This window comes from Wolbachia endosymbiont (group A) of Andrena hattorfiana, assembly GCF_947179565.1.
Taxonomy (GTDB): domain Bacteria; phylum Pseudomonadota; class Alphaproteobacteria; order Rickettsiales; family Anaplasmataceae; genus Wolbachia.
In genome coordinates, this window is record NZ_CAMXBT010000001.1 from 80,149 (window position 1) to 104,590 (window position 24,442).

Annotated in this window: 19 protein-coding genes, 4 tRNA genes and 2 pseudogenes; 11 read left to right on the forward strand and 14 right to left on the reverse strand. The window is 36.2% G+C overall.

Going from position 1 to position 24,442, the window contains the following annotated elements; all coding sequences use genetic code 11:
- The first annotated feature begins 30 nt into the window (after positions 1–30).
- Genes OM966_RS00400 through ccmE form a run of 4 tightly spaced genes read left to right on the forward strand, consistent with a single transcriptional unit; the run spans position 31 to position 2,738 of the window.
- On the forward strand, positions 31–1,470 hold the full coding sequence (locus OM966_RS00400; protein ID WP_264328407.1) for a hypothetical protein: 1,440 nt from the start codon (positions 31–33) through the stop codon (positions 1,468–1,470).
- A gap of 26 nt (positions 1,471–1,496) precedes the next feature.
- Positions 1,497–2,228, forward strand: coding sequence for a biotin--[acetyl-CoA-carboxylase] ligase (locus tag OM966_RS00405; RefSeq protein ID WP_264328408.1), 732 nt, complete (start codon positions 1,497–1,499; stop codon positions 2,226–2,228).
- On the forward strand, positions 2,225–2,362 hold the full coding sequence (locus tag OM966_RS00410; protein ID WP_264328409.1) for a CcmD-like small membrane protein: 138 nt from the start codon (positions 2,225–2,227) through the stop codon (positions 2,360–2,362). Before OM966_RS00405 ends, OM966_RS00410 begins: the two co-directional genes overlap by 4 nt.
- Complete coding sequence (gene ccmE / locus OM966_RS00415; protein WP_264328410.1) at positions 2,346–2,738, forward strand: cytochrome c maturation protein CcmE; 393 nt, start codon at positions 2,346–2,348, stop codon at positions 2,736–2,738. The genes OM966_RS00410 and ccmE overlap by 17 nt, the downstream gene beginning before the upstream one ends.
- Before the next feature lie 176 nt (positions 2,739–2,914).
- Here the strand turns inward: ccmE and OM966_RS00420 are convergent, their stop codons facing one another.
- The 3 genes from OM966_RS00420 to OM966_RS00430 form a co-directional block, all read right to left on the reverse strand.
- Positions 2,915–3,094: a hypothetical protein gene (locus OM966_RS00420; protein WP_264328411.1), complete on the reverse strand. Its 180-nt coding sequence runs from the start codon at positions 3,092–3,094 to the stop codon at positions 2,915–2,917.
- A gap of 251 nt (positions 3,095–3,345) precedes the next feature.
- On the reverse strand, positions 3,346–4,809 hold the full coding sequence (locus OM966_RS00425) for a magnesium transporter (RefSeq protein ID WP_264328412.1): 1,464 nt from the start codon (positions 4,807–4,809) through the stop codon (positions 3,346–3,348).
- 199 nt (positions 4,810–5,008) lie between these two features.
- Positions 5,009–5,084 (reverse strand) — tRNA-Ala (locus OM966_RS00430).
- A 419-nt stretch (positions 5,085–5,503) separates the two neighbouring features.
- Here OM966_RS00430 and OM966_RS00435 point away from each other — a divergent pair.
- Together OM966_RS00435 and nuoF are read left to right on the forward strand one after the other, a co-directional pair.
- A tRNA-Lys gene (locus tag OM966_RS00435) sits at positions 5,504–5,576 on the forward strand.
- Between the two features lie 19 nt (positions 5,577–5,595).
- Entirely contained in the window at positions 5,596–6,849 is a 1,254-nt protein-coding gene (gene nuoF, locus OM966_RS00440) for an NADH-quinone oxidoreductase subunit NuoF (protein WP_264328413.1), read from the forward strand.
- A gap of 28 nt (positions 6,850–6,877) precedes the next feature.
- On the opposite strand, the gene infC is transcribed toward nuoF, so the two are convergent.
- The 4 genes from infC to nuoI are packed head-to-tail and all read right to left on the reverse strand — an operon-like array spanning position 6,878 to position 9,978.
- Positions 6,878–7,396: a translation initiation factor IF-3 gene (gene infC / locus OM966_RS00445; RefSeq protein ID WP_264328414.1), complete on the reverse strand. Its 519-nt coding sequence runs from the start codon at positions 7,394–7,396 to the stop codon at positions 6,878–6,880.
- Positions 7,397–7,408: 12 nt separating this feature from the next.
- Positions 7,409–9,310, reverse strand: coding sequence for a threonine--tRNA ligase (thrS, locus tag OM966_RS00450; protein ID WP_264328415.1), 1,902 nt, complete (start codon positions 9,308–9,310; stop codon positions 7,409–7,411).
- The gene (locus OM966_RS00455) at positions 9,307–9,489 is read right to left on the reverse strand and encodes a hypothetical protein (RefSeq protein ID WP_264328416.1); all 183 of its coding nucleotides are present in this window, start codon (positions 9,487–9,489) and stop codon (positions 9,307–9,309) included. Before OM966_RS00455 ends, thrS begins: the two co-directional genes overlap by 4 nt.
- Before the next feature lie 6 nt (positions 9,490–9,495).
- Positions 9,496–9,978 carry an NADH-quinone oxidoreductase subunit NuoI gene (gene nuoI / locus OM966_RS00460; RefSeq protein ID WP_038199316.1) on the reverse strand — a complete coding sequence of 161 codons (483 nt, stop codon included), beginning with the start codon at positions 9,976–9,978 and terminating at the stop codon, positions 9,496–9,498.
- Positions 9,979–10,191: 213 nt separating this feature from the next.
- Here nuoI and mnmE point away from each other — a divergent pair, with 213 nt between their 5' ends.
- The 3 genes from mnmE (at position 10,192) to OM966_RS00475 (ending at position 12,849) form a co-directional block, all read left to right on the forward strand.
- Positions 10,192–11,520, forward strand: coding sequence for a tRNA uridine-5-carboxymethylaminomethyl(34) synthesis GTPase MnmE (gene mnmE, locus OM966_RS00465; protein WP_264328417.1), 1,329 nt, complete (start codon positions 10,192–10,194; stop codon positions 11,518–11,520).
- 47 nt (positions 11,521–11,567) lie between these two features.
- Positions 11,568–11,655 (forward strand) — tRNA-Ser (locus tag OM966_RS00470).
- 177 nt (positions 11,656–11,832) lie between these two features.
- The gene (locus tag OM966_RS00475; RefSeq protein ID WP_264328418.1) at positions 11,833–12,849 is read left to right on the forward strand and encodes an NAD(P)/FAD-dependent oxidoreductase; all 1,017 of its coding nucleotides are present in this window, start codon (positions 11,833–11,835) and stop codon (positions 12,847–12,849) included.
- 744 nt (positions 12,850–13,593) lie between these two features.
- On the opposite strand, the gene OM966_RS00480 is transcribed toward OM966_RS00475, so the two are convergent.
- The 3 genes from OM966_RS00480 to rpmE form a co-directional block, all read right to left on the reverse strand.
- Positions 13,594–14,958, reverse strand: a complete 1,365-nt coding sequence (locus OM966_RS00480) for a hypothetical protein (protein WP_264328419.1) — start codon at positions 14,956–14,958, stop codon at positions 13,594–13,596.
- Between the two features lie 91 nt (positions 14,959–15,049).
- On the reverse strand, positions 15,050–15,844 hold the full coding sequence (locus OM966_RS00485) for an NAD kinase (protein WP_264328420.1): 795 nt from the start codon (positions 15,842–15,844) through the stop codon (positions 15,050–15,052).
- Between the two features lie 27 nt (positions 15,845–15,871).
- The gene (rpmE, locus tag OM966_RS00490) at positions 15,872–16,084 is read right to left on the reverse strand and encodes a 50S ribosomal protein L31 (RefSeq protein ID WP_264328421.1); all 213 of its coding nucleotides are present in this window, start codon (positions 16,082–16,084) and stop codon (positions 15,872–15,874) included.
- Positions 16,085–16,212: 128 nt separating this feature from the next.
- Here rpmE and fabD point away from each other — a divergent pair, with 128 nt between their 5' ends.
- Positions 16,213–17,193, forward strand: coding sequence for an ACP S-malonyltransferase (gene fabD, locus OM966_RS00495; RefSeq protein WP_264328422.1), 981 nt, complete (start codon positions 16,213–16,215; stop codon positions 17,191–17,193).
- A gap of 39 nt (positions 17,194–17,232) precedes the next feature.
- Here fabD and gpmI read toward each other — a convergent pair whose 3' ends face one another.
- The 3 genes and pseudogenes from gpmI to OM966_RS00510 form a co-directional block, all read right to left on the reverse strand.
- Positions 17,233–18,753, reverse strand: a complete 1,521-nt coding sequence (gene gpmI, locus OM966_RS00500) for a 2,3-bisphosphoglycerate-independent phosphoglycerate mutase (protein ID WP_264328423.1) — start codon at positions 18,751–18,753, stop codon at positions 17,233–17,235.
- A gap of 33 nt (positions 18,754–18,786) precedes the next feature.
- Positions 18,787–18,858, reverse strand: a tRNA-Asn gene (locus OM966_RS00505).
- A gap of 67 nt (positions 18,859–18,925) precedes the next feature.
- Positions 18,926–19,241, reverse strand: a pseudogene (locus OM966_RS00510) (transposase); the annotation flags it as partial.
- An 89-nt stretch (positions 19,242–19,330) separates the two neighbouring features.
- Between OM966_RS00510 and gatA the strand changes: the two are divergent.
- Positions 19,331–20,800, forward strand: coding sequence for an Asp-tRNA(Asn)/Glu-tRNA(Gln) amidotransferase subunit GatA (gene gatA, locus OM966_RS00515; protein WP_264328424.1), 1,470 nt, complete (start codon positions 19,331–19,333; stop codon positions 20,798–20,800).
- Between the two features lie 807 nt (positions 20,801–21,607).
- On the opposite strand, the pseudogene alaS reads toward gatA, so the two are convergent.
- Positions 21,608–24,308: pseudogene (gene alaS, locus OM966_RS00520) on the reverse strand (alanine--tRNA ligase).
- Positions 24,309–24,442 lie beyond the last annotated feature (134 nt).

Consider the following 24,442-nt stretch of genomic DNA (forward strand, 5'->3'; position numbering starts at 1 on the left):
TAGTGATTAATTAATATTTTGTGGTGAAAAATGAGTAAAAGAAAAACTGTTTTGAAATTTTCAATTGCCGCTCTCTTGCTAGGAAGATCGAGCACTGTAGCTGTTTTATATTTTCCTTATGTTGCTTTAGCAATTAAATTTGGTATTGTAATTTCTACAGCTCCTCTGGCAATTTTTGCCATTTCTGTAGTTGCTGCATTAGCTTCAGTAATTACATTAGCAGCATTTACTATTTCCGCCATACGCAGTAAGGGTAAATCTAATAAGGTTAGTAGCGAACCAAGAAGTAAAAATGAAGAAAAAGGACAAAGTCTAGTACAAGAAAAAGATGCACCTACTCCTATGCCACCTTTGCTTTCGCAAGAGCCTGAAAAGTCGGTTATTCCTATTCCACAACAACCACCAGTTGATGATCCAGTGGAAGAAACAGAAACACCGCAACCTGAAAACGTTATGGTTAATGGTGCTGATCAGCAAGCTAACCAAACAGAGGCATCGTTGCCACCATATCCAGAAACTACCTCGCCTCTGAATAGCATAAACCAGAATCAACCATTTTCTATCTTACCATCAATTTTCATGGATAGACATAATAGTTCTGAAGGTAGTGGTAATTATGTTCAAAATCTAGATGATAATTTTTCTGGACTAAATAATGTTCATGATATATTCGAGCATCGAAGACGGGTATCTCTTATGCGTAATTGCTCTAGCAGTTGTCATACTTCTATGTTTTCATCAATACAAGAATCAGAGAGTCTACAAGCAAGCTTAGGAAGTGATAATCCATCAGTGCAGTCTTTTCAACCAAAGAAGGAGCTTTTATATGATGTAAATAAAAAAATTTTTGATAGCGTTGATTATGAAGTAAATTATACTAGACTTTCTGAGAATGCAGGGGAAGCTCCTAATTACGAACGGGAATTTCCATTTACTGAAACAAATGTTAACAGCAGTCCTGAAGCAATGTTCTATGATGTAAATGAGAATATGGTTCCATGCGAACAAACTATAGAGAACACATTATTAGATTCATTGCCTTCTTATCCAAGCACGTCTTCTCCTCTAAACAGTCTAGATCAAGCATTGACTAGCTTACCAATGTTTGCTAAACTACGGGTAGCACTTGATCAACGTAAACAGCAACAGCCTAATAGTATTGATTTTCACAAAGCTGATGATGTATGTAGTGTAACTTCAACTGACGTTTCAATAACTACATCTGCGTCCTGTTCTAATCATGCTAGTATGACAAATAGTTATACTTCTTGGGATACTAATTGGGATGATTCAATTACACCATCACTAGCTTACCAATATGCACCATCTTTAACCTCAATAATTGAAGGTGTGGAAAGTGGTCCTGAAGCAATGCCCTATGACGTAAATGAAAATAGGGCTCAATATAGCAGTATGCAATCACCTGTATTATCAAGTTCTGCTAGCCGTGGCAACAGTTTTTCTGGATAAGAGAGTTTTTTGATACAATTAAGAAAATGATCCCTGAAACATTTGAGGGCTTTCATATTCATCATTACAAAGAAGTTTCAAGCACTAACGAAGAAGCGTTGGATTTAATTGAGAGAGGGATATCTAATGAAACTATTATTATTGCCGATAAACAAACAGAAGGTAGAGGGCGTACTGGAAAAAGTTGGGTTTCTCCAGAAGGTAATTTCTATGCGAGTTTGATAATTAACCAAGAAACGGATGTCAGAAAATTGACAGAATTGACTTTTGTTACTGCTCTTGCTGTTGGCAACACGTTACTATCATTTATAAGTGACAGTAACGTTCAACATAAATGGCCAAATGACATTCTAATCGATGGCAAGAAAATAAGTGGAATATTGCTTGAAAAAAGATCCAATTCGAATTGGCTCATTATAGGAATTGGAATTAATGTCAATCATGCACCACTTCCAGGAACAACGTGCATCAGCAATTACGGTGAATCTGTGTCTAACATGGATCTGTTAAAGGAATCAATAATAAATTTTAATAAGCTAAGAAAGCAATGGCTATTTGATGGGTTTTATGCTATAAGAGGAATGTGGTTAAAAAAAGCATTCAAAATGAATGAGCAAATCAGTGTAAAGTTAGCTGACAAATTGTATGAAGGAATTTTTGCTGATATAGATAAAAGTGGTAAATTGGTGTTGCAGCAAAAGGATGGAAGCTTAATTTATTTTGACGCAGGTGAGTTATTTATTGATAATGCATTATGAATACATATGTAATTTTTGCTTACCTTATTAGTTTTACGTTGATTACCGAAGAACTGATTTTTACCATTTCTTGCTATACTAAAAGTAAAAAAATTCTAGAAAGCCTGAAAGATAATAATGAAGAAGAAACATAAGCGATTACTTATAACTTCAGGAATTTTCTGCTTTTTAAGCTGCATAGTCTTTTTTATTTTAACGACGCTCAAAGAAAATATCTCATTTTTCTATACAGTAAGTGAGGCAATAGTTTTACCAAATAATCAAAAGCCAATCCGTGTTGGTGGAATGGTCGTTGAAAATAGCGTGATACGCAACGAAAGTGAAGTGATTTTTCAAATGACAGATTTTAATAAGAGCGTTATGGTGAAATATCAAGAAATACTTCCACCAATGTTTTCAGAAAAAAGTGGTGTTGTTGTGCAAGGTAAAATGTTTGATAATAGTACTTTTCTTGCAGATACAGTGTTTGCAAAACATGATGAGAACTATATGCCGAAAGTTTTAAAATAGATTCCCTAATTCAGCTGTGTTGAAACGATATGTAGAGAGAGTAACAGCCTGCTAGCAAGCTGTTACCTTTTTTATTAAAGCAATCCGTTCTCTTCGCCAGTAGCATGAGGTAATATGGGAGCTTCTGCAGTGCCTGGCTGATCATCACGCAATTCCTGCAACTCATCTCGAAGAGTTCAAAGTTGACTTTCTATTCTAGTTGTATTTCTCCCTATATTTGATATAGTTGTTGACAGCGGGTTCACTATGCCATCTGTAATTTGACTGCTTAAACTTGTGTTATACTTATCAATACTGTCTATCAAGCCATCATAAACCTTTTTAAGGTATGTTATACCTACGTTTGTTGGCTTCATTTGCTCTACAGGTATTTTGTCCAGTGGCTGATTTATATCAAAATCTAACTTCTTAGTATCAGCATTTTTGTCTTTATTATCAATTTTTATTGAATCTATATTTGGTTTTACAAAATCTGGTTTTGTAAAACTCGGGCCCTTAAGTTCTATTAATTTCTCTTGGTCTGAAATCTTTTCATTAAAATATAATTCTACATTGTTTTTACTTATAATAAGTTACCTACTATAAAAAAATTGATTTTCATAAATTGCTACCATACAAGTAGCATTGAATCGTTATTGTTTTCTACTATTGTAAAATCTGGAGCTTCTGCAATGCCTGGCATATCGTCCTTGATTTGCTTGAGCATCTCAATCATTTCCTTGTTTTGTTCACTCTGCTCGTCAAGTTTCCCTTTTAATGCATCAATAACAGCTTTAGACTGATCTTGATTGCTGAGATCACCAATCACAGCTGTTACTTTCTCATAAGGCAGCTTGTGAATAATATCTTTAAGCTCTTCTGCACCTATGTTATCCAAAAGTTCTTTAAACTGCTCATTAGACATATTGCGAGCAAAAGCTTGAAGTTTTTCTGGGTTATCAACTAAAGACTTAATGATAATCTGAATCTTATTAGGATCAGTTAAACCTCGAGCTACTATTGCAAGTTTCTTGTGGTCTAGCTTATTAATTAAATCATGTAATCTATCTCCTTCTAAATTGTGTACTAGGATTGGAAGTCGATCTTTCAACGCTTCATCAAAAAGAGTGTTTAAAATTTTCTCATCTGCATCTTTTATTAATTCTACAAACTGATCATTGCTTATTGTACTGATAATCACCCTGAACTGGTCCATTTTTATGTGAGGTAAAATTTCTTTTACTTGGTCTAGATTTAAGTCTTTCACTAGGTTTGTAAGCTGATCTTTATCTAAAAGAGGAACTATTATTTGTAATTTTTCTGGATTTAGTTCCTGAACGAGGGTTTGTAATTGGTGGTTGGTTAGATGATCCACTAAAGCTCGGAATTGTGCATCTGTTAAGTTCTCTGCTAAAACCTGTAGTTGTTTATTTGTTAAGCTCTTTGCTAAAATCTGTAATTTCTCATTATTAAGAATATCGGTAAGAGTCTTTAACTGATTTCCTGTTAAGTTCCTCAAAAAAGTTTCGGCGAACTCATTTGATATTAGTACACTCTTTGGTATCTTAAGTGATGTTATATCTTCTATCACCTTTGCCGTATCATGGTGTGGCATACTGTATTGTAATAACTTGTTGTCAGGTGAATCGATTACATTTCCCTCTTTATCTGAAAAATAATATTTATCGTCATCAATACCTGATTCCTCCCATGTTAAATATCTGCACTTTAATTCTTCTGCTATAAAATTATTATAAGAAGTCTTACCCTCAATGGTCCACCCTAATGATAGTTTAAGCAATCTATCATTGTCATATGCAAATGAATTACTGTTCTCGGAATAACCAGGTGTACCACGGTGAACATATCGATTTTGTTTTTCTTCTACGCAATACATTGCTCCGTTCTGAAGAAAACTGTTACATAATCTTATAGATAACTCTAGGTTATTGTCTTCTTCACTGAGTGGTATAAGCTTGACTTTTCTCAGAGATTCAGGATTCTCAATTTGAGAACACTTATCATACCTACCCATTCCACATGAAAACTTTTGTCCAGGTACCATCTTAAAAACATGTTTTTTTCCACTCATAAGTATTACCTAATAAATTTAATTATAGTTATTCTAACATTTATTGATTAATTTATTGTTAAGTTGGTATATATCAGAATTATAATAACAAACATTACTTGCATAAAGAAAAGTTACAGAAAGAGGGATTTTTAGGGAACCAGTATAAAATACTCATGGGCTAAAATAAGCTGACTTTATGATATGCTAGAACCTATATTGGTGGAGGCAAGCGGGATCGAACCGCTGACCTTCTGCGTGCAAAACAGATGCTCTACCAGCTGAGCTATGCCCCCAATTCTTGCTTAAAGCATAAATCACTCAAGCTGAAATGCAAGAAATATTTATCTGTTATAGCTAACTAACTTAGATTTACTGACAATTTGAAAAACCGTCATTCCGCTACGTGTTAGCGGAATCTATCTGCAGCAGTGTGACGTGTTAGCTATAGGCTATTGCTAAATAGTGCACAAATTCTGCAGTTATGTACAATTCTCTATCTTTTTGTCTTTTCAGATTTGTACATCACACTATAAGCTTTGCCAAATGAATCTGTGAATTGAAAATTAACAAGAAGTTTTTCTTTAAAAATCTTTTAACTAAATTATCACTAACGCAGTATATTATATAATTTATTTAACCACACATGAAAATTTTAGTTTGATTAAAACGGATAAAAACTGTATTGATGTTTAGTATAGCTGAAAAATGAAATGATCCCGTAGCTCAGCCGGTAGAGCAACTGACTTTTAATCAGTGGGTCACGCGTTCGAATCGCGTCGGGATCACTTACAAATTTTGAAAAACATGCTAAAAGAACAAGACAAAATATTCACCAACCTAAATGGTAAAGAAACTCCACTACTTAAGGGTGCAAAAAAACGTGGTAGCTGGCAAAAAACAAAGGAGTTACTAGATTTAGGATCAGAAAAGATCATTGATGAAGTAAAGAAATCTGGTTTGAGAGGTCGAGGGGGTGCAGGATTTTCCACCGGCCTTAAGTGGAGCTTTATGCCCAAAAATCTCCCAAAAGCATATTTAGTAGTCAATGCAGATGAGTCAGAACCTGGTACATGTAAAGATAGAGATATATTGCGATATGAGCCACATAAGTTACTTGAGGGAATTCTCCTAGCCGGCAAAGCGATCAGCGCATCAGTTGCGTATATTTATATCAGGGGTGAATTTTATAATGAATATTTAGTTCTAAAAAAAGCACTTGAGGAAGCCTATAAAGAAAACTTAATTGGAAAAAATGCCTGCAAATCAGGTTATGATCTTGATGTGTTTATCCATAGGGGTGCAGGAGCTTACATATGTGGGGAAGAAACAGCTCAACTCGAATCAATTGAAGGAAAAAAGGGCTTTCCTCGCATGAAACCTCCATTTCCCGCAGGTGTTGGACTTTTTGGCTGTCCAACCACAATAAACAACGTTGAAACTATAGCCATGGTTCCAGATATTCTAAATCGCGGAGGAGAATGGTTTGCATCTCTTGGTAAACCAAATAATACTGGTACTAAGATTTTTTGTATTTCAGGACATGTAAACAACCCGTGTAATATTGAAGAAGAGCTCGGAATTCCACTACGTGAATTGATTGAAAAATACGCAGGTGGAGTGCGAGGTGGTTGGGATAATTTACTTGCTGTAATACCTGGTGGGTCTTCAGTGCCATTAATTCCAAAATCTATATGCGATACTATTGAAATGGATTTTGATTCATTAAGAACCGCACAATCAGGGCTTGGTACTGCTGCTGTAATAGTGATGGATAAATCAACTGATATAATAGCTGCAATAGAGAGGTTATCACACTTTTACATGCATGAGTCCTGTGGACAATGCACACCATGCCGTGAAGGTACTGGATGGATGTGGAGGATTATGAAGAGGATGGTGGCAGGAGATATTAAGCCTGATGAAATAGATAAGCTGCTTGACCTTACAACTCAAATAGAAGGACATACAATTTGCGCGCTTGGTGATGCTGCAGCTTGGCCGATTCAAGGATTAATAAGACATTTTCGCCATGTTATCAAAGAGAGAGCGATAATTTAACTCTACTTATACTTCTTAAGCCGTCTTGCTACTTAGCAACTAGAGCTAAAAAATATTGATTCCCTTCTCTTTTAGGTGCCAATTCTACCTTTGCAATATCTTCAGTGTCTCTAATTAGCCGTTCTAATTTTTCCACTCCGACTTCAGTGTTTATAATCTCTCTGCCCTTAAATCTCATTGTAACTTTGATTTTATGTCCGTGGGCAAGTAAGTCTCTTGCTTGACGCAATTTTGTTTCGTAGTCGTGATCACCAATATTAGGACCCAGTTTAATTTCTTTTATAGTTAATGTTTTTTGTTTCTTTTTTGCTTCACTTGCTTTCTTTTTTATATCATACTTTTGTTTGCTATAATCCAGAATTTTACATACTGGAGGGGTTGAATCAGGTGCAATTTCCACCAAGTCTAAACCAACACCCTGTGCAAATTCCAAAGCTCGTTCTATTAGTACGATTCCGACCATTTCACCACTATGATCAACTAAGCGTACCTCCTTAGCTGTGATGAATCCATTAATTCTGTTTTTATTGTTCTTTTTAACTTGCAAACTTTAACTCCCTTAATTCAAATTAATACTTTTTAACAGCAATTCAGTAGCCTTTTCCAAAGAAAAAGACTCCTGTCTTTCCGATCCTAAATTTCTTACTGACACAGTTTTACTTGTAACTTCATTTTTGCCTACAATCCACAATATAGGAACCTTGTTTGAACTATGCAAACGTATCTTATAACTAATTTTTTCATTGGTCAAATCAGTCTTGACTCTCACACCTTGTTCTTTTAAAATATTGCTAATTTCTGTGGCGTAACCGTCAGCTTCATTTGTAATGGTCAGAATAGCAAGTTGCGTTGGAGCAAGCCAAACTGGAAATTTTCCTGCATAATTTTCTATCAAAATTCCGATAAAACGCTCAAAAGTCCCAAGAATTGCCCTATGTAACATGACAGGGTGATGCTTGTGCCCATCTGCCCCTATATAAAAAGCTCCCAGACGTTCTGGTAAAATGAAATCAACTTGTAATGTTCCACATTGCCAATTTCTGCCTATTGCGTCTTTCAAAACGAACTCTAACTTTGGACCATAAAATGCACCTTCACCAGGGTTAAGTTTATAACTTAAGCCCGCTTCTTTAACGGCTTCAAGCAGCGCTTTTTCAGCTCTATCCCACACTTCATCATTACCTGCTCTAATATCTGGACGGTCTGAAAATTTCACAGAAATTTCATTGAATCCAAGCTCTGAGTATACTTCTTTTAAAAGGTCACAAAACTTTACAGTCTCAGAATTTACTTGTTCTTCCATACAAAAAATGTGTGCATCGTCTTGCGTAAAACCACGCACTCGCATCAGTCCGTGCAATGAGCCTGAGCTTTCATTTCTATGGCATGTGCCAAACTCTGCCATACGTATTGGTAGATCACGATAGCTTCTGGTGTGAGAATTAAAAATCTGCACATGACAAGGGCAATTCATAGGTTTTATTGCTAGCTTTTTGCTTTCAGATTCATCAACAATAAACATATTTTCACGAAATTTATCCCAATGTCCCGACTTTTCCCACAGTTCCTTGCTTACTAAAATAGGGGTTTTTACCTCAAAATAGCCATTATTTATTAGCTTCTTTCTGATGTAAGACTCAAGAACATTATATAAAATATATCCTTGTTCATGCCACAAAACCTGCCCGACAGCTTCCTCTTGGATGTGAAATAAATCCATATCCTTGGCAATTTTGCGGTGATCACGTTTCTCTGCTTCTTTGAGACACTCAAGATAAGCGTTTAATTCATCCTTATTTCTCCATGCTGTGCCATATATTCGCTGCAACATTGGGCCCTTTGCATCACCTCGCCAGTATGCACCCGCTACTTTCATAAGTTTAAACGCTTTAACTCTGCCGGTTGATGGTGAGTGCGGACCACGGCATAGGTCTACAAAATCGCCTTGTCTATAAACAGTTAGGTTTTCACTCTCTGATATAGAGGATATAATTTCAACCTTATATTTTTCGCCTATACCACTAAAGAAATCAACTGCCTGCTTGCGAGTCCAAACCTCTCGAACAAATCTGTGATTACTTTTTACAATCTCTTTCATTTTCTTTTCTATTGCAGCAAGATCATCCGTAGTGAAGGTACGATCTGTAGCAAAATCATAGTAAAAACCGTCCTGAATTGTTGGGCCAATAGTAATCTGAGTATTAGGAAATAGCTCTTTCACTGCCTGCGCCATTATATGAGCAGCATCATGCCTTATTATATCTAAACCCGCTTCGTCACTCAGTTGTATCACCTCTATCTCTGCATCAGATTCAATTTCACGTGAGAGATCATACAACTCACCGTTTACTTTCAATGCAACTGCTTCTTTCAAAGCATCCGGTTGTAATATATCAAAGCCAGTGACTCTACCACTGTATTCTTTTACTTTTTGTTCGGTTGAAAAGGTAACTTTTATCATTCGTCAGACCTTTTGTCATCCCAGTGCGTGACACTGGGATCCATGTTTCTTTTTTTTCTAGATTCCAGCGTCACGCGCTGGAATGACACCAAAAGGTGAGCTACTGATCTTTCACTTAAATAACAGTTGTACAAAAGATCTATTACATACTTGCTGTAAGAAATTTTAATTGTTGACATACCTAGTTAATAATACGGTCTATTTTTTTTTAACCTGAGTGCAATTGCGTCTTCCCAAACTTCACCATTACGCAATAACTTTTCTTTATTGTACATTAGCTCCTCTCTTGTTTCAGTAGCAAATTCAAAGTTAGGCCCCTCCACAATTGCATCAACTGGACATGCCTCTTGGCAAAGTCCGCAGTATATGCATTTTGTCATATCAATATCATAGCGCGTGGTGCGACGACTACCGTCTTCTCTTTCCTCTGCTTCAATAACTATTGCTTGAGCAGGGCAGATAACTTCGCATAATTTACAAGCTATGCATCGTTCTTCACCGTTTGGATACCTACGCAACGCATGCTCACCACGAAACCTTGGACTTAAAGGGCCCTTCTCCATAGGATACCTCAAAGTAACCTTTGGCTTAAACATATATTTTAATGTAATAACAAACCCTTTAATTAACTCTACAAAAGACCAATACCAAGCTAATTTCTTGAGCATAAAATATTTAAAACCTATGTTGATAATTATAAATCATATTATCAGTTTTCAAAATAAATATTTTCACCTGAGTGACCTTTGCAGTTTTTTATATAATGTATTTATTAATATGATATTACTATAAACTAGCAAGATAGATAAAAATTTTGAATATTTTCAAATTAGGTATTTTGGTTTCTTAAGTGTAATATTGCTAAGTAGTTTATATAAATAATGACAAACACAAATGAAACTATTTTCGCTTTATCGACTGTATTGGGTAAGTCAGGAGTTGCAGTAATCAGAATTTCAGGCAACTACGCGCTTAAAGCTTTAAATCATTTTCATATTAAGAAAGAAATTAAACCAAGATTTGCTACTTTAGTTGATCTATATGATGATTCCAATCAATTGATAGATAATGGAATAATCATCTATTTCCCTGCTCCAAACAGTTTCACTGGCGAGAACGTTATAGAGTTACAAGTGCATGGAAGTAAGGCAGTCATAAAAATCATCTTGGAGGAATTATCAAAAATTTTTGTTATGGCCAGGCCTGGAGAATTCTCACTTAGGGCTTTTCTAAATGGTAAATTTGACTTAACGCAAATAGAAGGGATTGCAGACTTAATTGATGCTGAGACGAAAATGCAAGCTAAACAAGCGATTAAGCAGATATCGGGAGAATTGGAGAGACTATACAGCAATTGGAGGCAAAGATTAATAACGATACAATCCAAAATCGAAGCATATATAGACTTTCCAGAGGACATTTGGGCAGAAAAAAGTGAATTGAAAAAAATTAATAATGAAGTGCAATCTCTCGTGCAGTTGATACAAGAGCATTTAAATGATAATAGACGGGGCGAAAGGTTGCGTGAGGGTTTACATATTGTAATAACTGGTGAACCAAATGTCGGTAAATCAACTCTGTTTAATTTCTTAGCCAAGCGTGATATTGCTATTGTTTCTGAATATGCAGGCACAACAAGAGACGTGCTTGAAGCTCATATTGACATTGGCGGATACCCAATCATTCTCTCTGATACTGCTGGAATTCGTGAGAGTTCAGACCCGATAGAATCAGAAGGCATAAGTCGAGCAAAAAAGAGGTCTTTTGAAGCTGATCTAAGAATAGAACTATTTCCTTTTGAACAACGTTATAATATCAATTGCAACGTTGTAAATAGCGATACTATTTATGTATTGAGCAAAGCTGACGATGCAATTAATGACAGAAATATACTGATTGGCGGTGTAGATTTTCTACCTATTTCTATTTTAAAGGGAATAGGTACAAACAAATTGATCTCTCTTATAAAAAAGAAGGCAGAGGAAAAATTTGGGCATGATAGAGACACTCCTGTGATTACTCGGCAAAGACATAGGAGTCACATGCAGAAAGCACTGGAACATTTACAACGTTTTAATATCGATAATCCAATTGAGTTGATATCTGAAGATTTGAGGCTTGCTGCATTTGAACTTGGTGCGGTGATTGGAATTATTAATGTTGAGGAAATATTGAGTAGTGTGTTTAGCAACTTTTGCGTGGGCAAGTAAAGCTTTTATAGATTGCTTAAAATCAAATGTTGTGATAGAAAAGAAATGGACGGATGGCCGAGCGGTTTAAGGCACCAGTCTTGAAAACTGACGTACGTGATGAGCGTACCATGGGTTCGAATCCCATTCCGTCCGCACGCTACTTTTAGCATCCCACTATGTTAGCTGATTTTTAGAGCTTATTTGGACTATGTGGTTCATAACGCTGGAAATCTTATCTAATCTAGCCACATCTTTTAAAAATACATCCCTTTGTAAATTGACCTTATTAGCGAAGAAAGCTAATATCTATAAATAGATTACCATCTGAATATGAAAACCGATATAGTAATAATAGGTGCAGGGCCTATTGGAATATTCACTGCTTTTCAAGCGGGAATGCTTGATATGAGATGTCATATAATAGATGTTTTGGATCAAGCAGGAGGACAATGCACAGCTCTTTACCCAGAAAAGCCAATATATGATATACCTGGTTATCCTGTAATTACTGCCCAAAAATTAATTGAGCAATTAATGGAGCAAGCTTCACCATTTGAGCCTGTTTACCATTTAAGTCAAAAAGTGGAAAAGATTTCGAATAACTGTGATCAAAGCTTTACTATCATAACTAACACAGGTACAGAGGTAAAATGTAAGGCTGTTATTGTTGCTGCAGGTAACGGAATGTTTGAACCTAACCGTCCACCCTTAAGTGGTATATTAGAATATGAAAATCAATCTGTATTTTACAGTGTAAACAAAATTTCTGATTTTCAGGACAAAACTATAGTCATTGCAGGGGGGGGTGATTCTGCAGCTGATTGGACTGTAGAACTTTCTAAAGTTGCAAAGAAAATTTATGTGATACATAGAAGAAAGGAATTTCGCTGCACTCCTGAAACTAGAAATAAATTAGAATCACTTGAAAATGATGGAAAGATAGAACTGGTAGTGCCATATCAATTACACGAACTAGCAGGAGGTAATGGGCAGTTGAGCGCAGTGATAGTAAAAAACATTGCCTCTGAGGAAGAAAAAGAAATATCCGCTGATTTTTTGCTGCCATTTTTTGGATTGTCAATGAATCTTGGTCCAATAAACAGTTGGTGTATAGAGTTAGAACATGGCCGCATAATTGTCGACCCAGCTACACTTAGAACCAGTAGAGATAGAATATATGCAATCGGAGATATAGCTACTTATTCAGGCAAACTAAAGTTAATATTAAGTGGTTTTGCCGAGAGTGCCATGGCTTGTTATGACATATACAAAGTAATCCACAACTCTCCAGTCAATTTTCAATACTCGACTTCAAAGGGAATTCACGGGAAAGAAAAACTTACTTGATACCCTTCGCCAGCCCCTTTATCATGGGAGTGAAGCTATTGTATTTGCTTTCGCCAATCTGCAGATTAAAAGGTAAGGATTACTTAATGTATCGGTGTCTTATGTTCAATTTTTTGCAGTATATAGATACTGTATGTCTTTACAAAACTTCATCTACATCTAGATTTTTATCTAAATTAAGCTGAACGCGCTTACAAAGCGTTACAAGACATCAAAAAATGCCAATACTCGACAAAGATAGTAAAGGACTAGCTAACTCGGGGATTCTTTGTCTTTTTTTCTGCTTGGTAAATTTCTTAAACATTTGCAGCGTAGGTTAGTTGCAATTAAAAGCAGCTAAATCTTGCTTGTCAAGCGTTTAAAACATAAAAAACGCCAATATTTTAAAGCGGATAATAACCACGGGGCTTCTTTTGCCTTTTTTTTATTTGGTAAATTTCTTAAACATTTATGGCTAAAAGAGCCCAAGAGAGGTGTCATTCCAGTGCTTGACACTGGAATCTAGAAAAAAAGAAGCTGGATCCCAGTGTCTGGGCACTGGGATGACAAAAAAATAGGCACTGGGATGACGAGAAAGGAGTACTGGGATGACACCTACGCACGCTCACTTTGTCATTCCAGCGTGTGACCAGAAAAAACATAGACCCCAAGTATCAGCTACTTTCATGACATCATTATAAAGTGTCACGCGCTGGGATGACGAAGAAAGAGCATAAGGCATTGTGTTTTACGTTGTGCATTTTATTAACCGACACTATAAACAACATCCTTACAATTATGAGATTGGACTACAACTTGCTCAAGCGTTAAGCTGCTGCGTTTAGCGTCTTTACTGTGGTTTTCTCCAAGAACCTCTGTTCTTTCTTGTTTTATTTCTTCAATGAATTTCTTGTTAACGCTTTCAGTGTTAATCTTTTCCTGAGAATATATAAGGTTAGTGCAATTTGTTTTTCTATAATAATGCACGCCAAGACATATAATTGATAATGCAAGTATACCAGAACCTATAAGTAATGATAATCCTATGTTATTAGTCAAAGGGTTTTGGTAAAATTTTTGTATATTATTAACACCACCTTCCGCATACAGCAATAAAGGAAGTGCTATATTTGCAGCAACTACACTGGTCAGTAATACAGTAAATAGTGGCCTATTGTTAATTACTGATTCTATTTTATTAGTTCTACCAACTACTTTTTCGTCAATGTTAATGAAGTTGTTTTTAGCTTCCCAAGCATTAAGTACAAAATTTGAATGAGTGCCATTGCTATATTCCAGTCTTACAGATTTTATAGCTTTATTTTTTGGCTGATGCTCCAACACATCAGCTAAAATTTCATTCGCATCTTCTTTTTGAATGTGATGTTCTTCAGTATTTCTAAACTGTTTTATTGCAAAAAATATTGGACTAATTGCAAGCAACGCAGCAAGTGCGATAGCTGGTATAGTGATATATTTTGGGCTGTTTGTAAAAAATGCAATAAATTTTGCTTTATCTTGTAAATATACTAAAGCTGCAGATGTGCTGAGTATAATAGCAGTGGCAGTAAAAATTATAAAGCCCTTCTGCTGCATGGCATATTTTGCTCTTGGCAAGAATCTGTTTGTTTTTTTATTTGTTGTGCTACCTATATCAGAATTTAGTGACAAAGACTCTTCAGAGTCATCTTCGCTTTTATACGATGGTAAAGTATTTGAAGACGCACCTAAATCATCTTTTGAGTTTTGACCACCTATTCTATTGTTTAAACTCTTTTTCAAAGATTTTGCATCAAAATTTATAGTTGCATAAATAGGATCTTCTGGTTCATTACCAGATGATCCTCCTAAACCTAAACTTGCTGTTTGTGATGCCAAATCATGAGTCTCACCTTTTGTTTCTTCTAGGGAAGAAGGTGGTACTTCAGTACTAAGATCAAACAAATTTTCGTCTTCTTTGTCTTGTAAACCTGGAGCTTTTGGCAAAATCGGTGGTGCTATATTCAGTATATCTGAGATAGTTTTTTCTGCTTCCCCAGGCGATGGTGGAGCTTTTTTGCCATCTTCATCTATTGGTGTATGGGAAGTTAATGTGACTTTACCCTTATCTGTGTTTACTGATCCATGCATATTCGCTCCAAAATTAATTACTATGTTGTATTGATTACGCTATAGTTATTAAGATGTAGTAAATACCAGTTTACGGATAATTATGAAAAATTTAGTATAGAAATTGCCTATCAAAGATTCTTTCATTGAGTGAGTCGTCTTTGTCAAAAAGCAGAGTGATTGTGTTCTCATGGTCTTTTTGTATTTTTATCTGTGATATATTATGAAACTCTTTGTAATCTGATACTACAAGCGCTGGACGATTTTTTGTGTCGTTAATGTCAATTTGTACTACCCTATCATTTGAAATTAACGCTCCACTCCAATGCCTTGGGTAATAGCCATTGATGGAGGTCAGTGCAAGTAAGTTTGAATTTAGTGGCAAGATTGGGCCACCGGCAGAGAAGTTATATGCAGTGCTGCCTGTGGGAGTAGATAATATTACTCCATCCCCTCTAAATTTTTCTACTTTTAGTTTATCATTAATAGTAATATTCATCTCTACTATTTGGTTTGCTTTCCTAAAAACATATACTTCGTTTACCGCTATATAGTGGTATTTCTTGCCACTTGTGTCTGTTGCTTCCATTTTTAGTAAAGTTAACTGAGTTGAAGTTGCGTGCTCTATATGATCAATTAAATCTTCACTGCGGCTAAAGCATTTATTCATCAAAAACCCAACATTGCCAGTGTTTACTCCGTATACGTGTGTGTTTTTGTTTTCTATAACGTAATTATGCAAGGTGCGTAGCATAAAGCCATCACCGCCAACAACTATCAATAGATCGATTTCGGACTTATTTTCTTCTGTTATATTGATAAAATTAAGTTTCTTTAATAGTTTAGATACTTCCTGCGATTTTAGTGACTCAGAAGCGATATAGCCTATATTTTTGTATTTATGCATGCTTCACTCTGAAAAAGAAGCGAAAAACTAGAAAATATCCCCATATTTATCGTTAAACTTAGCTAATTTGCTAGTTTTATTTGCTGACCCGCTTGTCAAACTTCCAGTCCATGCAGGGTGAGCGAGAGGATCCCTATCAAGTTTTATCTTATCACCTTCCTTTCCATAAGTGGAACGAGTTTCAAACTCTTGACCATCTGTCATGACTATAGTAACCTTATGATAATCAATTTCTGCCATTGTTGCTTATAAACCTTTAGTCAGTTAATATTCTAGTGAACTTAATTCACTAAGTCAATCATTATTCTAAAATATTGACAAAAAATAAATAAAGTAGTATATTTAATAAGGAATAAATAATAACTATCATGATTTTTGCTTTCCCTGGTCAGGGCTCTCAGTTTGTAGGAATGGGAAAGAGCTTATATAGTGAGTTTTCCGTTGCAAGACAAGTACTTAATGAAGTGGATAGCATATTGGGTAGAAAGCTGTCTCATTTAATCTTCAACGGTCCTATTGAAGAATTAACCATTACAGAAAACGCTCAGCCAGCTATAATGGCAGTGTCAATCGCGACGCTACGTGTTAACGAGCATGTGTTTGGTGAATCTCTTTTTTCTGGTCATAATGTTAAATATGTTTGTGGGCATTCAGTCGGTGAATATACAGCGCTATGTGCTGCAGGGGCATTGACTCTTGAGTCTGCAATCAAGCTGCTGAAAGTTCGCAGCGAAGCAATGCATGAAGCTTCTTTGAAATGCGAAGGGGGAATGGTTGCATTGCTTGGAGCGGAGCTAAACGAAGTGGAAGATATTTTAAAATCAGTCCAGATTGATAGAGTTTGTGAAATTGCAAATGATAACGGTGGTGGGCAAATAGTTATAAGTGGTACTAGAGAGGGTCTTGAAATATTACCCGATTTGCTCAAGAACTTGAACATCAAGAGATTAGTTAAGTTACAGGTTAGTGGACCTTTTCACTCATCTCTTATGAAACCTGCTGATGAAAAAGTTTTGGAATTTTTGGAGGGTATTAAAATAACCCGTCCTATAGTTCCTTTGATATCAAATGTTACAGCTAAAGAGGAGAGTGATCCCAAAGTTATAAAAGCTTTACTTGCTAAACAAGTCATAAGCAGAGTGAAATGGAGAGAAATGGTTTTGTATATGGCAAGCCGTGGCATTAACAAATTTGTTGAAATTGGCCCTAATAAAGTTTTATCTAATCTAGTTAAAAGAATTGACCAATCTATCAGTACAAAAAGTATAGGTAATATTGGTGATATTGACGGCTTCTTTAATGAATCATTAATATTGACAGCAAAAAATTTAAAAGTTGGATTAAGTTAAAGCACATCTATTTGATGTCATTCCAGCGCGTGACGCTGCCTAGCTGGAGTGGCAGAGGGTAATGCAAGAAATCAACGAACTGCCTGTCATTTCATCCGGTTTCTTAATTCCAAGTAGCTGTAAAATAGTAGGGGCAATATCAGATAACCTTCCGTCTCTTAGTTTTAGATTATCGCAAGACACAATAAATGGCACTTTATTTAGAGTGTGTGCTGTATTAGGTGTATTATTTTCTTCATCGAACATACATTCCACATTACCATGGTCTGCAGTAACAATTAATGCAGTGTTGCTTGACTTTTTAACAGCACTCAGCACTTTCGCAAGACAATCATCTACAGCTAGCACAGCTTTCTCGGCTGCTTTTATATTACCTGTATGCCCTACCATATCAGGATTAGCGTAATTTACAACTATCAGTGCGAATTCTTGGAAGCGAATTTTTTCTACAAGCTTTTCTGTGAGCTTGAAGGCTGACATTTCGGGCTGCAAATCATAAGTTTGAACTTTTGGTGAGGGAATGAGTATTCTTTCTTCACCAGAGAAAGGTTCTTCTTTTCCACAATTGAAAAAGAAAGTCACATGAGCGTATTTTTCGGTTTCGGCGATGCGTAATTGTTGCAATTTATTGTCTTCTATTGTTTGTCCTAAAGTGTTAGCAAAAGATATAGGAGGAAAAATATAAGGAATTTTGAGATCTTCTTTATATTTCATCATGCTTAAAATTGAAGAGAGTTTTGCTATTTCAGTATGGTTTGTTTTACTAAGCAAAATACTTGCTAATTGTATCATTCGATCAGCACGAAAGTTAGCCAACAGCACTCCATCTTCTGGTTTTATACCTTGATAGTCACCTATTACTGCGGGCCTGACAAACTCATCAGTTATGTTATTTTGATAATTTTCATCAATCAACGATACTGCATTATCATGACGAGGTGCCTTTGCAAATGCGATAGCCTCATAAGCTTCAATTGTTCTCTCCCACCTGTTATCACGGTCCATAGCATAGTAACGCCCAGAAACAGTAGCAATTCTTATGTCATTTCCCTTTATACTCTTTATAAATTCTTGAATGCATTTTTTTCCTGAATTTGGTAATGTGTCTCTGCCATCTAAAAATGCATGTATCACCACTTTGATTCCATGCTGTGATATTTTATTTGCTAAAGTCGAAATATGCTTTTGATGCGAATGAACACCGCCATCTGACACTAATCCCATTATATGGCATACTCCGTTCTTACTTTTTAGATTACTAATAAAACTTTGTAGATTTACATTGTTTTCTATTGTTCCAATCTCTTGATTAATGCGCTGAAGGCTTTGCATTACTACTCTACCACTGCCAATATTCATATGGCCAACTTCTGAATTACCTATTTGACCACCAGGTAACCCAACATCAGTTCCACAGGCGGACAAACTGCATTTTGGATAACTAGAGCTAATATATTGCCAACAGGGTGGATTTGCGTTGCTAATAGCATTGTATTTACTGCTTTCTATTCCATTTCCCCAACCATCTAGTATACATAAGACAACTGATTTAATGCCCATATAAGATCAACACTAGAATTTCACAGAGAAGAGCTCCCCGGGCCGGATTCGAACCAGCGACCAATTGGTTAACAGCCAACTGCTCTACCACTGAGCTACCGAGGAATAAACCGTCTTTAATTTATCACGTTGAACGTTGATTGTAAACGTTTTTTGTATACTTTGTAAGAGCCTGTTCAAATTCACTTCGCTTTATTACTTCAACAGTTGCACCAATAATATCTTTTATTTGAGTTGCAAAATTCTCTCCTGTATAGCCCCCATCAACCAGTATATTTTTAACTCCAGAAAGGTTTTCTTTTACATTGTTGACCATTCTCACAGCACTGCTGCAGTCAGTTGTTCCTGCAGTTGTTACATAAATTGCATGTGGTAAACCTTGAGTATCAACTGCGATATGGCCCTGAGATTTTTTTACCAGCGTCATAGCCTTTTTCTTCAGCAGTATCTGCGTTCTTTACACTCTGAGCATCAATTATGTACAGGTTCTTAGCTATATTTCTAGCTGTAACTATAAATGTATGGATTTTTTATCGTGCCATGTTATAGTTAACGTCTTGCTAAAAATTAAATATTGATGAATGAACTAAAAAAGTTAAGTATTACACAAATGCATGACGGGCTCAAAAAAAGGAGTTTTTCCTCTGTTGAACTCGTGGAGGCGCACATCAGTGCGGTTGAAAATGAGAAATTAAATGCATTTATAACAAAAACCCCAGAGATAGCAATGAAAGCTGCTAAAGCTGCAGATGAACATTTCTCTAGGCAAAAGGATGATTTAATCTCGCCGCTCATGGGTATACCAGTTGGCATCAAAGATCTATTCTGTACAAAAGGAATAAAAACAACAGCATGCTCAAAAATGCTGGAAAATTTCGTTCCGACTTACGAATCTACGGTGTCTGACTTGCTTTTAAAAAGTGGAGCAGCCATGCTCGGTAAGCTTAATATGGATGAATTTGCTATGGGTTCTGCAAACACAAACAGCTATTTTGGCCCTGTTGAAAATGTGTGGATTAGAAAAAGTGATGGGGAAAAAGTTGTTCCTGGTGGATCATCTGGTGGATCTGCAGCATCGGTTGCTGGATTTTTATGTGCTGGAGCGTTAGGAAGCGACACCGGTGGATCTGTACGCCAACCAGCAGCTTATTGTGGAGTAGTTGGAATAAAGCCAACTTATGGAAGATGCTCGCGTTTTGGTATGATTGCATTTGCGAGTTCTCTGGATCAAGCAGGAGTCATTACTCGTTCTGTCTCTGATTCAGCATTAATGCTGGAAGCAATTTGTGGCTATGATAAAAAAGATTCAATATCGAGCGAAAAGCCAGTGCCTAAATTTTCTAGCTTTATAAATGGTGATGTCAAGGGTAAGTGTATTGGTATACCAAAAGAATATAGGATGGATGGAATTTCAGAGGAAACAGTTCATAATTGGGAAAGAGTTGCTTCCTATTTAAAAGAAAATGGCGCTGAAGTTGTTGACATTACTCTGCCACATACTAAATATGCAATACCGGTCTATTATTTAATCTGTTCTGCTGAAACTTCATCCAATCTTGCTCGTTACGATGGTGTGCGTTATGGATTAAGGGTTGATGCTGATACCCTTGAAGAAATGTATTCACTAACAAGAGCAGAAGGTTTTGGTAAAGAGGTGAAAAGAAGAATTTTAATTGGCGCTTATGCGCTTTCTTCAGGTCATTATAATGAATATTACGAAAAAGCGCAGTGCATTAGAGCATTAATCAGAAATGATTTTATAAAAGCGTTTGAAAAAATAGATTACATACTTGTGCCATCTGCTCCAACAGAAGCTTTTGGCTTAAATGAAAAGCCAGATCCGCTAATTATGTGCATCAATGATGTGTTTACCGTGCCAGCAAGCCTTGCAGGATTGCCTGCTATTTCTGTTCCTGTTGGGCTTTCCAATGAGGGTTTACCACTTGCCTTGCAAGTGATTGGAAATTATTATGACGAAGCTGGAATATTAAATGTGGCAAGTGTGATAGAGCAAAATTGCGGCAGAATAATTAGACCTCTTGCATAATCTATTTTCTGATAGTAATTTTTGCATTAAAATTTGCTTATGCTCATTAACGTACTCTATGGTTCCATTTTTAGATGAATAGCAAAAACAGGGCATATTAATCTGTTTACAAAATTTTCGTGTAACAGTTCACACTTAATTAAACAGACTAAATTCTGTAATTTTTGGATGTTGAAAAATTTACCTTACGTTGTCATTCCAGCGCATAACGCTGAAATCTGGATTTATAGAAACGGCTTAAACGAAAAAACTTGCTTGACATCCTTCGCCAGCCCCCTTATTATGAAAATAAGGGTATTTATGACTCAAAACTTGTTTTTGACCTGCAGGCTCAATGACAAAATTCAGTAAAAAACTTAGGATATTTTTTGGCGGATTACATAAAATTATAGCGGCTGCATGTCTTTTAAATTTTTTCTACATTCAGCCAAATCGTGCTTATTTTAAGCGTTAGCACATTATTACAGCGCCACTTACAGTAATATAGAGTCAAAACTCGCACCACAGGGCTTCTTTTGCCTTTTTTTCCGTTTGGTAAATTTCTTAATGTTTGTAGCTAAAGCAATTTAAGAGACCAAAAATGGTGTCATTCCAGCGCGTGACGCTGGAATCTAGTCTTTATTATGCAGCCACTTATTTAAAGTTAAGTTTTCTGGATCCAAGTAGTCAAGCTACTCGGATGACACTCTCTTGGATGGAAACCAGTGTCAGCTACTTTCATGACACTATGACAACCGTCATTCCGCTGCTTGTTAGCGCCGCGGCGGTATGACGGTTCGCGGCAGCATCTCGTCATCCCGCTACGTGTTAGCGGGATCTAGAGATACCGTGGCGGTATGATGTAGAGTGCTTAGAAGCGGTTATTTTGCTATAAATGGCTGTAATGGCATCATCTATTCTATTGCTATCACAGCCTGTTTGTGCAAGTTCAGCATTCCCACCACAGTTCTTTTCAACTGCTATTGATATTAGTTCTTTTGCGCTAATCTTATTGATTAAGTCTTTACTTACTTTAATAATCAAGACTGTTTTATCTTTTTCTGTTGCCGTGAAAGCTATTACCGTTTTTGGTTTTTGTTGCTGCAAAACAAACTCTCTTATTACATTTGCTGGAATATCAGTGAAAGTGTGGCTTATAAAATTTATTCCATTTATTTCAGTGCTTTTTATATTCTCTGCACTCACAAGCTTTTTATATAGGTTTCTTATTTTGGTTTCGGATTTTTTGTGTTCTTGACTTAAAACACTTAATCTGCTTGTTATTTCACTTACTGGCACTTTTACGAATTCTGCAACTTTTTTTAAGTTAATTTCATTATCATGTACATAATTGATTGCTTCCTGACCAGTTAAAGCTTCAATTCTCCTCACTCCAAAAGCAACAGAACTTTCTGTTACTATCTTAAATAAACCAATTTCTCCAGTATGTTCAACGTGCGTGCCACCACATAGCTCTTTCGAATCTCCAATATTTACAACTCTAACCTGATCACCATATTTTTCACCAAACAACGCCATGGCTCCTTCGTCTATTGCCTGATTCATGCTTTGAATTTTTGTAGATGCAGAAAGATTTTCTCTGATTAGAGAGTTTACCATATCCTCTACCCAGAATAACTGATCTTGAGTCACTTGAGTGTTATGGCTGAAGTCGAATCTCAGTCTATCTGGTGCAACTAGGGAACCTTTTTGAGTGACATGATCACCCAAGATTTTCCTAAATGCAAAGTGCAGAAGATGCGTAGCCGAATGATTTCTTCTTAAGGTTTGCCTTCTTTCCTTGTCGATGCTTGCTGTAACTACATCACCTTTACAAATTGAGCCGAATTTAACTATGCATCTGTGCAAACATAGGTCATTAATCTTATTGGTATTTTCCACTATAACCATACTTCCAGCAATGCGATCTGTCGTCATTCCAGCGCGTGACCACGTGTTTTCTTCTTTCTGGATCCCAGTGTCCGCTACTTGGATGACAGAAGGGACAATGAAACTTCCAGTATCCCCCACCTGTCCACCTGACTCGCCATAAAAAGGTGTTTTATCAAGTATAATGGTTATCTTTTCTCCCTCCTTTGCAGAATCAATTACTTCATTTTTAGAGGAAACTATAGCTAGTATTTTCGCATCACTTACTTCATTGAACTCATAACCAACAAATTTTGTTTTGCCAAATTTATTGATCAAATCAAACCATACTTGCTCAACAGATTTTTCACCAGATCCAGCCCATTTAGCACGTGCTCTCTCTTTTTGTTCTCCCATTGCATCATCAAAACCCTTCTGGTCAAAATTTATTTTTTTTCTCTTTTAAAACATCAAGTGTAATATCCAAAGGAAACCCATAGGTGTCATATAGCTTAAATGCTGATTCTCCAGGTAAAGTATCGCCCGATTTTAAATCTGTAGTGAATTTCTCCAGAAGATTGATACCTTTCATCAAAGTGTCTTTAAAGTTTTCTTCCTCTGATTTTAACGTCGTTTCTATTAAGCTTTTGGCTCTGACTAATTCAGGATAAACATCTCCCATATAAGCCGAACTCGTGCTATCTATCAGCGCTGGAAAAATGCGATGGAGTAGAGAATCATTATATCCAAGCAGGTGGATATAACGCGCGGCTCTCCTAATTAATCTGCGTAACACGTAATTCCTGCCCTCATTTCCAGGAAGCACTCCTTCTGCGATGAGAAATGCAGCCGCGCGAAGATGATCTGCTACGATCTTATGCGCTATTTTATTTTCCGTCCTTCCACAGTACTCTCGAGATTTATTGATCAGAGCAGAAAATAGATCAATATCATAGTTATCATGGACATTTTGCATTACAGTAGCTATTCTCTCAAAACCCATTCCAGTATCGATGCATTTTTTTGGCAATTTGTGTAAATTACCTTCTTCATCTTTGTTAAACTCCATGAATACCAGATTCCAGATTTCAACAATTCTATCGTCGTCTTGTAAATTAGGACTCCCATGGTCATAAAAAATTTCAGAACATGGACCGCATGGACCAGTGCTTCCCATACTCCAAAAGTTATCATCTGTTGTAATTCTTATGATTTTATCACTTGAAAAGCCACTTATCTTACGCCAAATCTCGTACGTCTCATCATCAGTATGGTAGACGGTTATGGATAGTCTGTTTTTATCAAGAGATAACTCCTTAGTGATAAATTTCCACGCAAATTCTATCGCAGTTTCCTTAAAGTAATCACCGAAGCTAAAATTTCCGAGCATTTCAAAAAATGTGTGATGCCGAGTTGTATAGCCAACATTTTCAAGATCGTTGTGTTTACCGCCTGCTCTTAGGCACTTTTGACTTGAGACAGCACGTTTCATTTCAGTTTTTTGAGCACCAGTAAAAATATTTTTAAACTGCACCATACCAGCATTTGTGAACATGAGCGTTGGGTCATGTTCTGGAATCAAAGGAGAAGAAGAAACCTGCTCGTGGTCATTACTTAAAAAAAACTTTATAAATCTTTCTCTGATTTCACTTAACTTCATTATTTTTATTGAGATTATTCATGAATAATAAGCTGCAATGGAAATAAAATCAATTACAATACCACCACTCTCTAGATCTCAGAACTTCTAGTGATATGCACCTTGTGGTAAGGAAAAATCAATATATTCACGAT

Coding starts and splice junctions, on each gene's coding strand:
- OM966_RS00400 (WP_264328407.1), top strand. CDS start 31: ATGAGTAAAAGAAAAACTGTTTTGAAATTTTCAATTGCCGCTCTCTTG.
- OM966_RS00405 (WP_264328408.1), top strand. CDS start 1,497: ATGATCCCTGAAACATTTGAGGGCTTTCATATTCATCATTACAAAGAA.
- OM966_RS00410 (WP_264328409.1), top strand. CDS start 2,225: ATGAATACATATGTAATTTTTGCTTACCTTATTAGTTTTACGTTGATT.
- ccmE (WP_264328410.1), top strand. CDS start 2,346: ATGAAGAAGAAACATAAGCGATTACTTATAACTTCAGGAATTTTCTGC.
- OM966_RS00420 (WP_264328411.1), bottom strand. CDS start 3,094: ATGAAGCCAACAAACGTAGGTATAACATACCTTAAAAAGGTTTATGAT.
- OM966_RS00425 (WP_264328412.1), bottom strand. CDS start 4,809: ATGAGTGGAAAAAAACATGTTTTTAAGATGGTACCTGGACAAAAGTTT.
- nuoF (WP_264328413.1), top strand. CDS start 5,596: ATGCTAAAAGAACAAGACAAAATATTCACCAACCTAAATGGTAAAGAA.
- thrS (WP_264328415.1), bottom strand. CDS start 9,310: ATGATAAAAGTTACCTTTTCAACCGAACAAAAAGTAAAAGAATACAGT.
- OM966_RS00455 (WP_264328416.1), bottom strand. CDS start 9,489: ATGTCAACAATTAAAATTTCTTACAGCAAGTATGTAATAGATCTTTTG.
- nuoI (WP_038199316.1), bottom strand. CDS start 9,978: ATGCTCAAGAAATTAGCTTGGTATTGGTCTTTTGTAGAGTTAATTAAA.
- mnmE (WP_264328417.1), top strand. CDS start 10,192: ATGACAAACACAAATGAAACTATTTTCGCTTTATCGACTGTATTGGGT.
- OM966_RS00475 (WP_264328418.1), top strand. CDS start 11,833: ATGAAAACCGATATAGTAATAATAGGTGCAGGGCCTATTGGAATATTC.
- OM966_RS00480 (WP_264328419.1), bottom strand. CDS start 14,958: ATGCATGGATCAGTAAACACAGATAAGGGTAAAGTCACATTAACTTCC.
- OM966_RS00485 (WP_264328420.1), bottom strand. CDS start 15,844: ATGCATAAATACAAAAATATAGGCTATATCGCTTCTGAGTCACTAAAA.
- rpmE (WP_264328421.1), bottom strand. CDS start 16,084: ATGGCAGAAATTGATTATCATAAGGTTACTATAGTCATGACAGATGGT.
- fabD (WP_264328422.1), top strand. CDS start 16,213: ATGATTTTTGCTTTCCCTGGTCAGGGCTCTCAGTTTGTAGGAATGGGA.
- gpmI (WP_264328423.1), bottom strand. CDS start 18,753: ATGGGCATTAAATCAGTTGTCTTATGTATACTAGATGGTTGGGGAAAT.
- gatA (WP_264328424.1), top strand. CDS start 19,331: ATGAATGAACTAAAAAAGTTAAGTATTACACAAATGCATGACGGGCTC.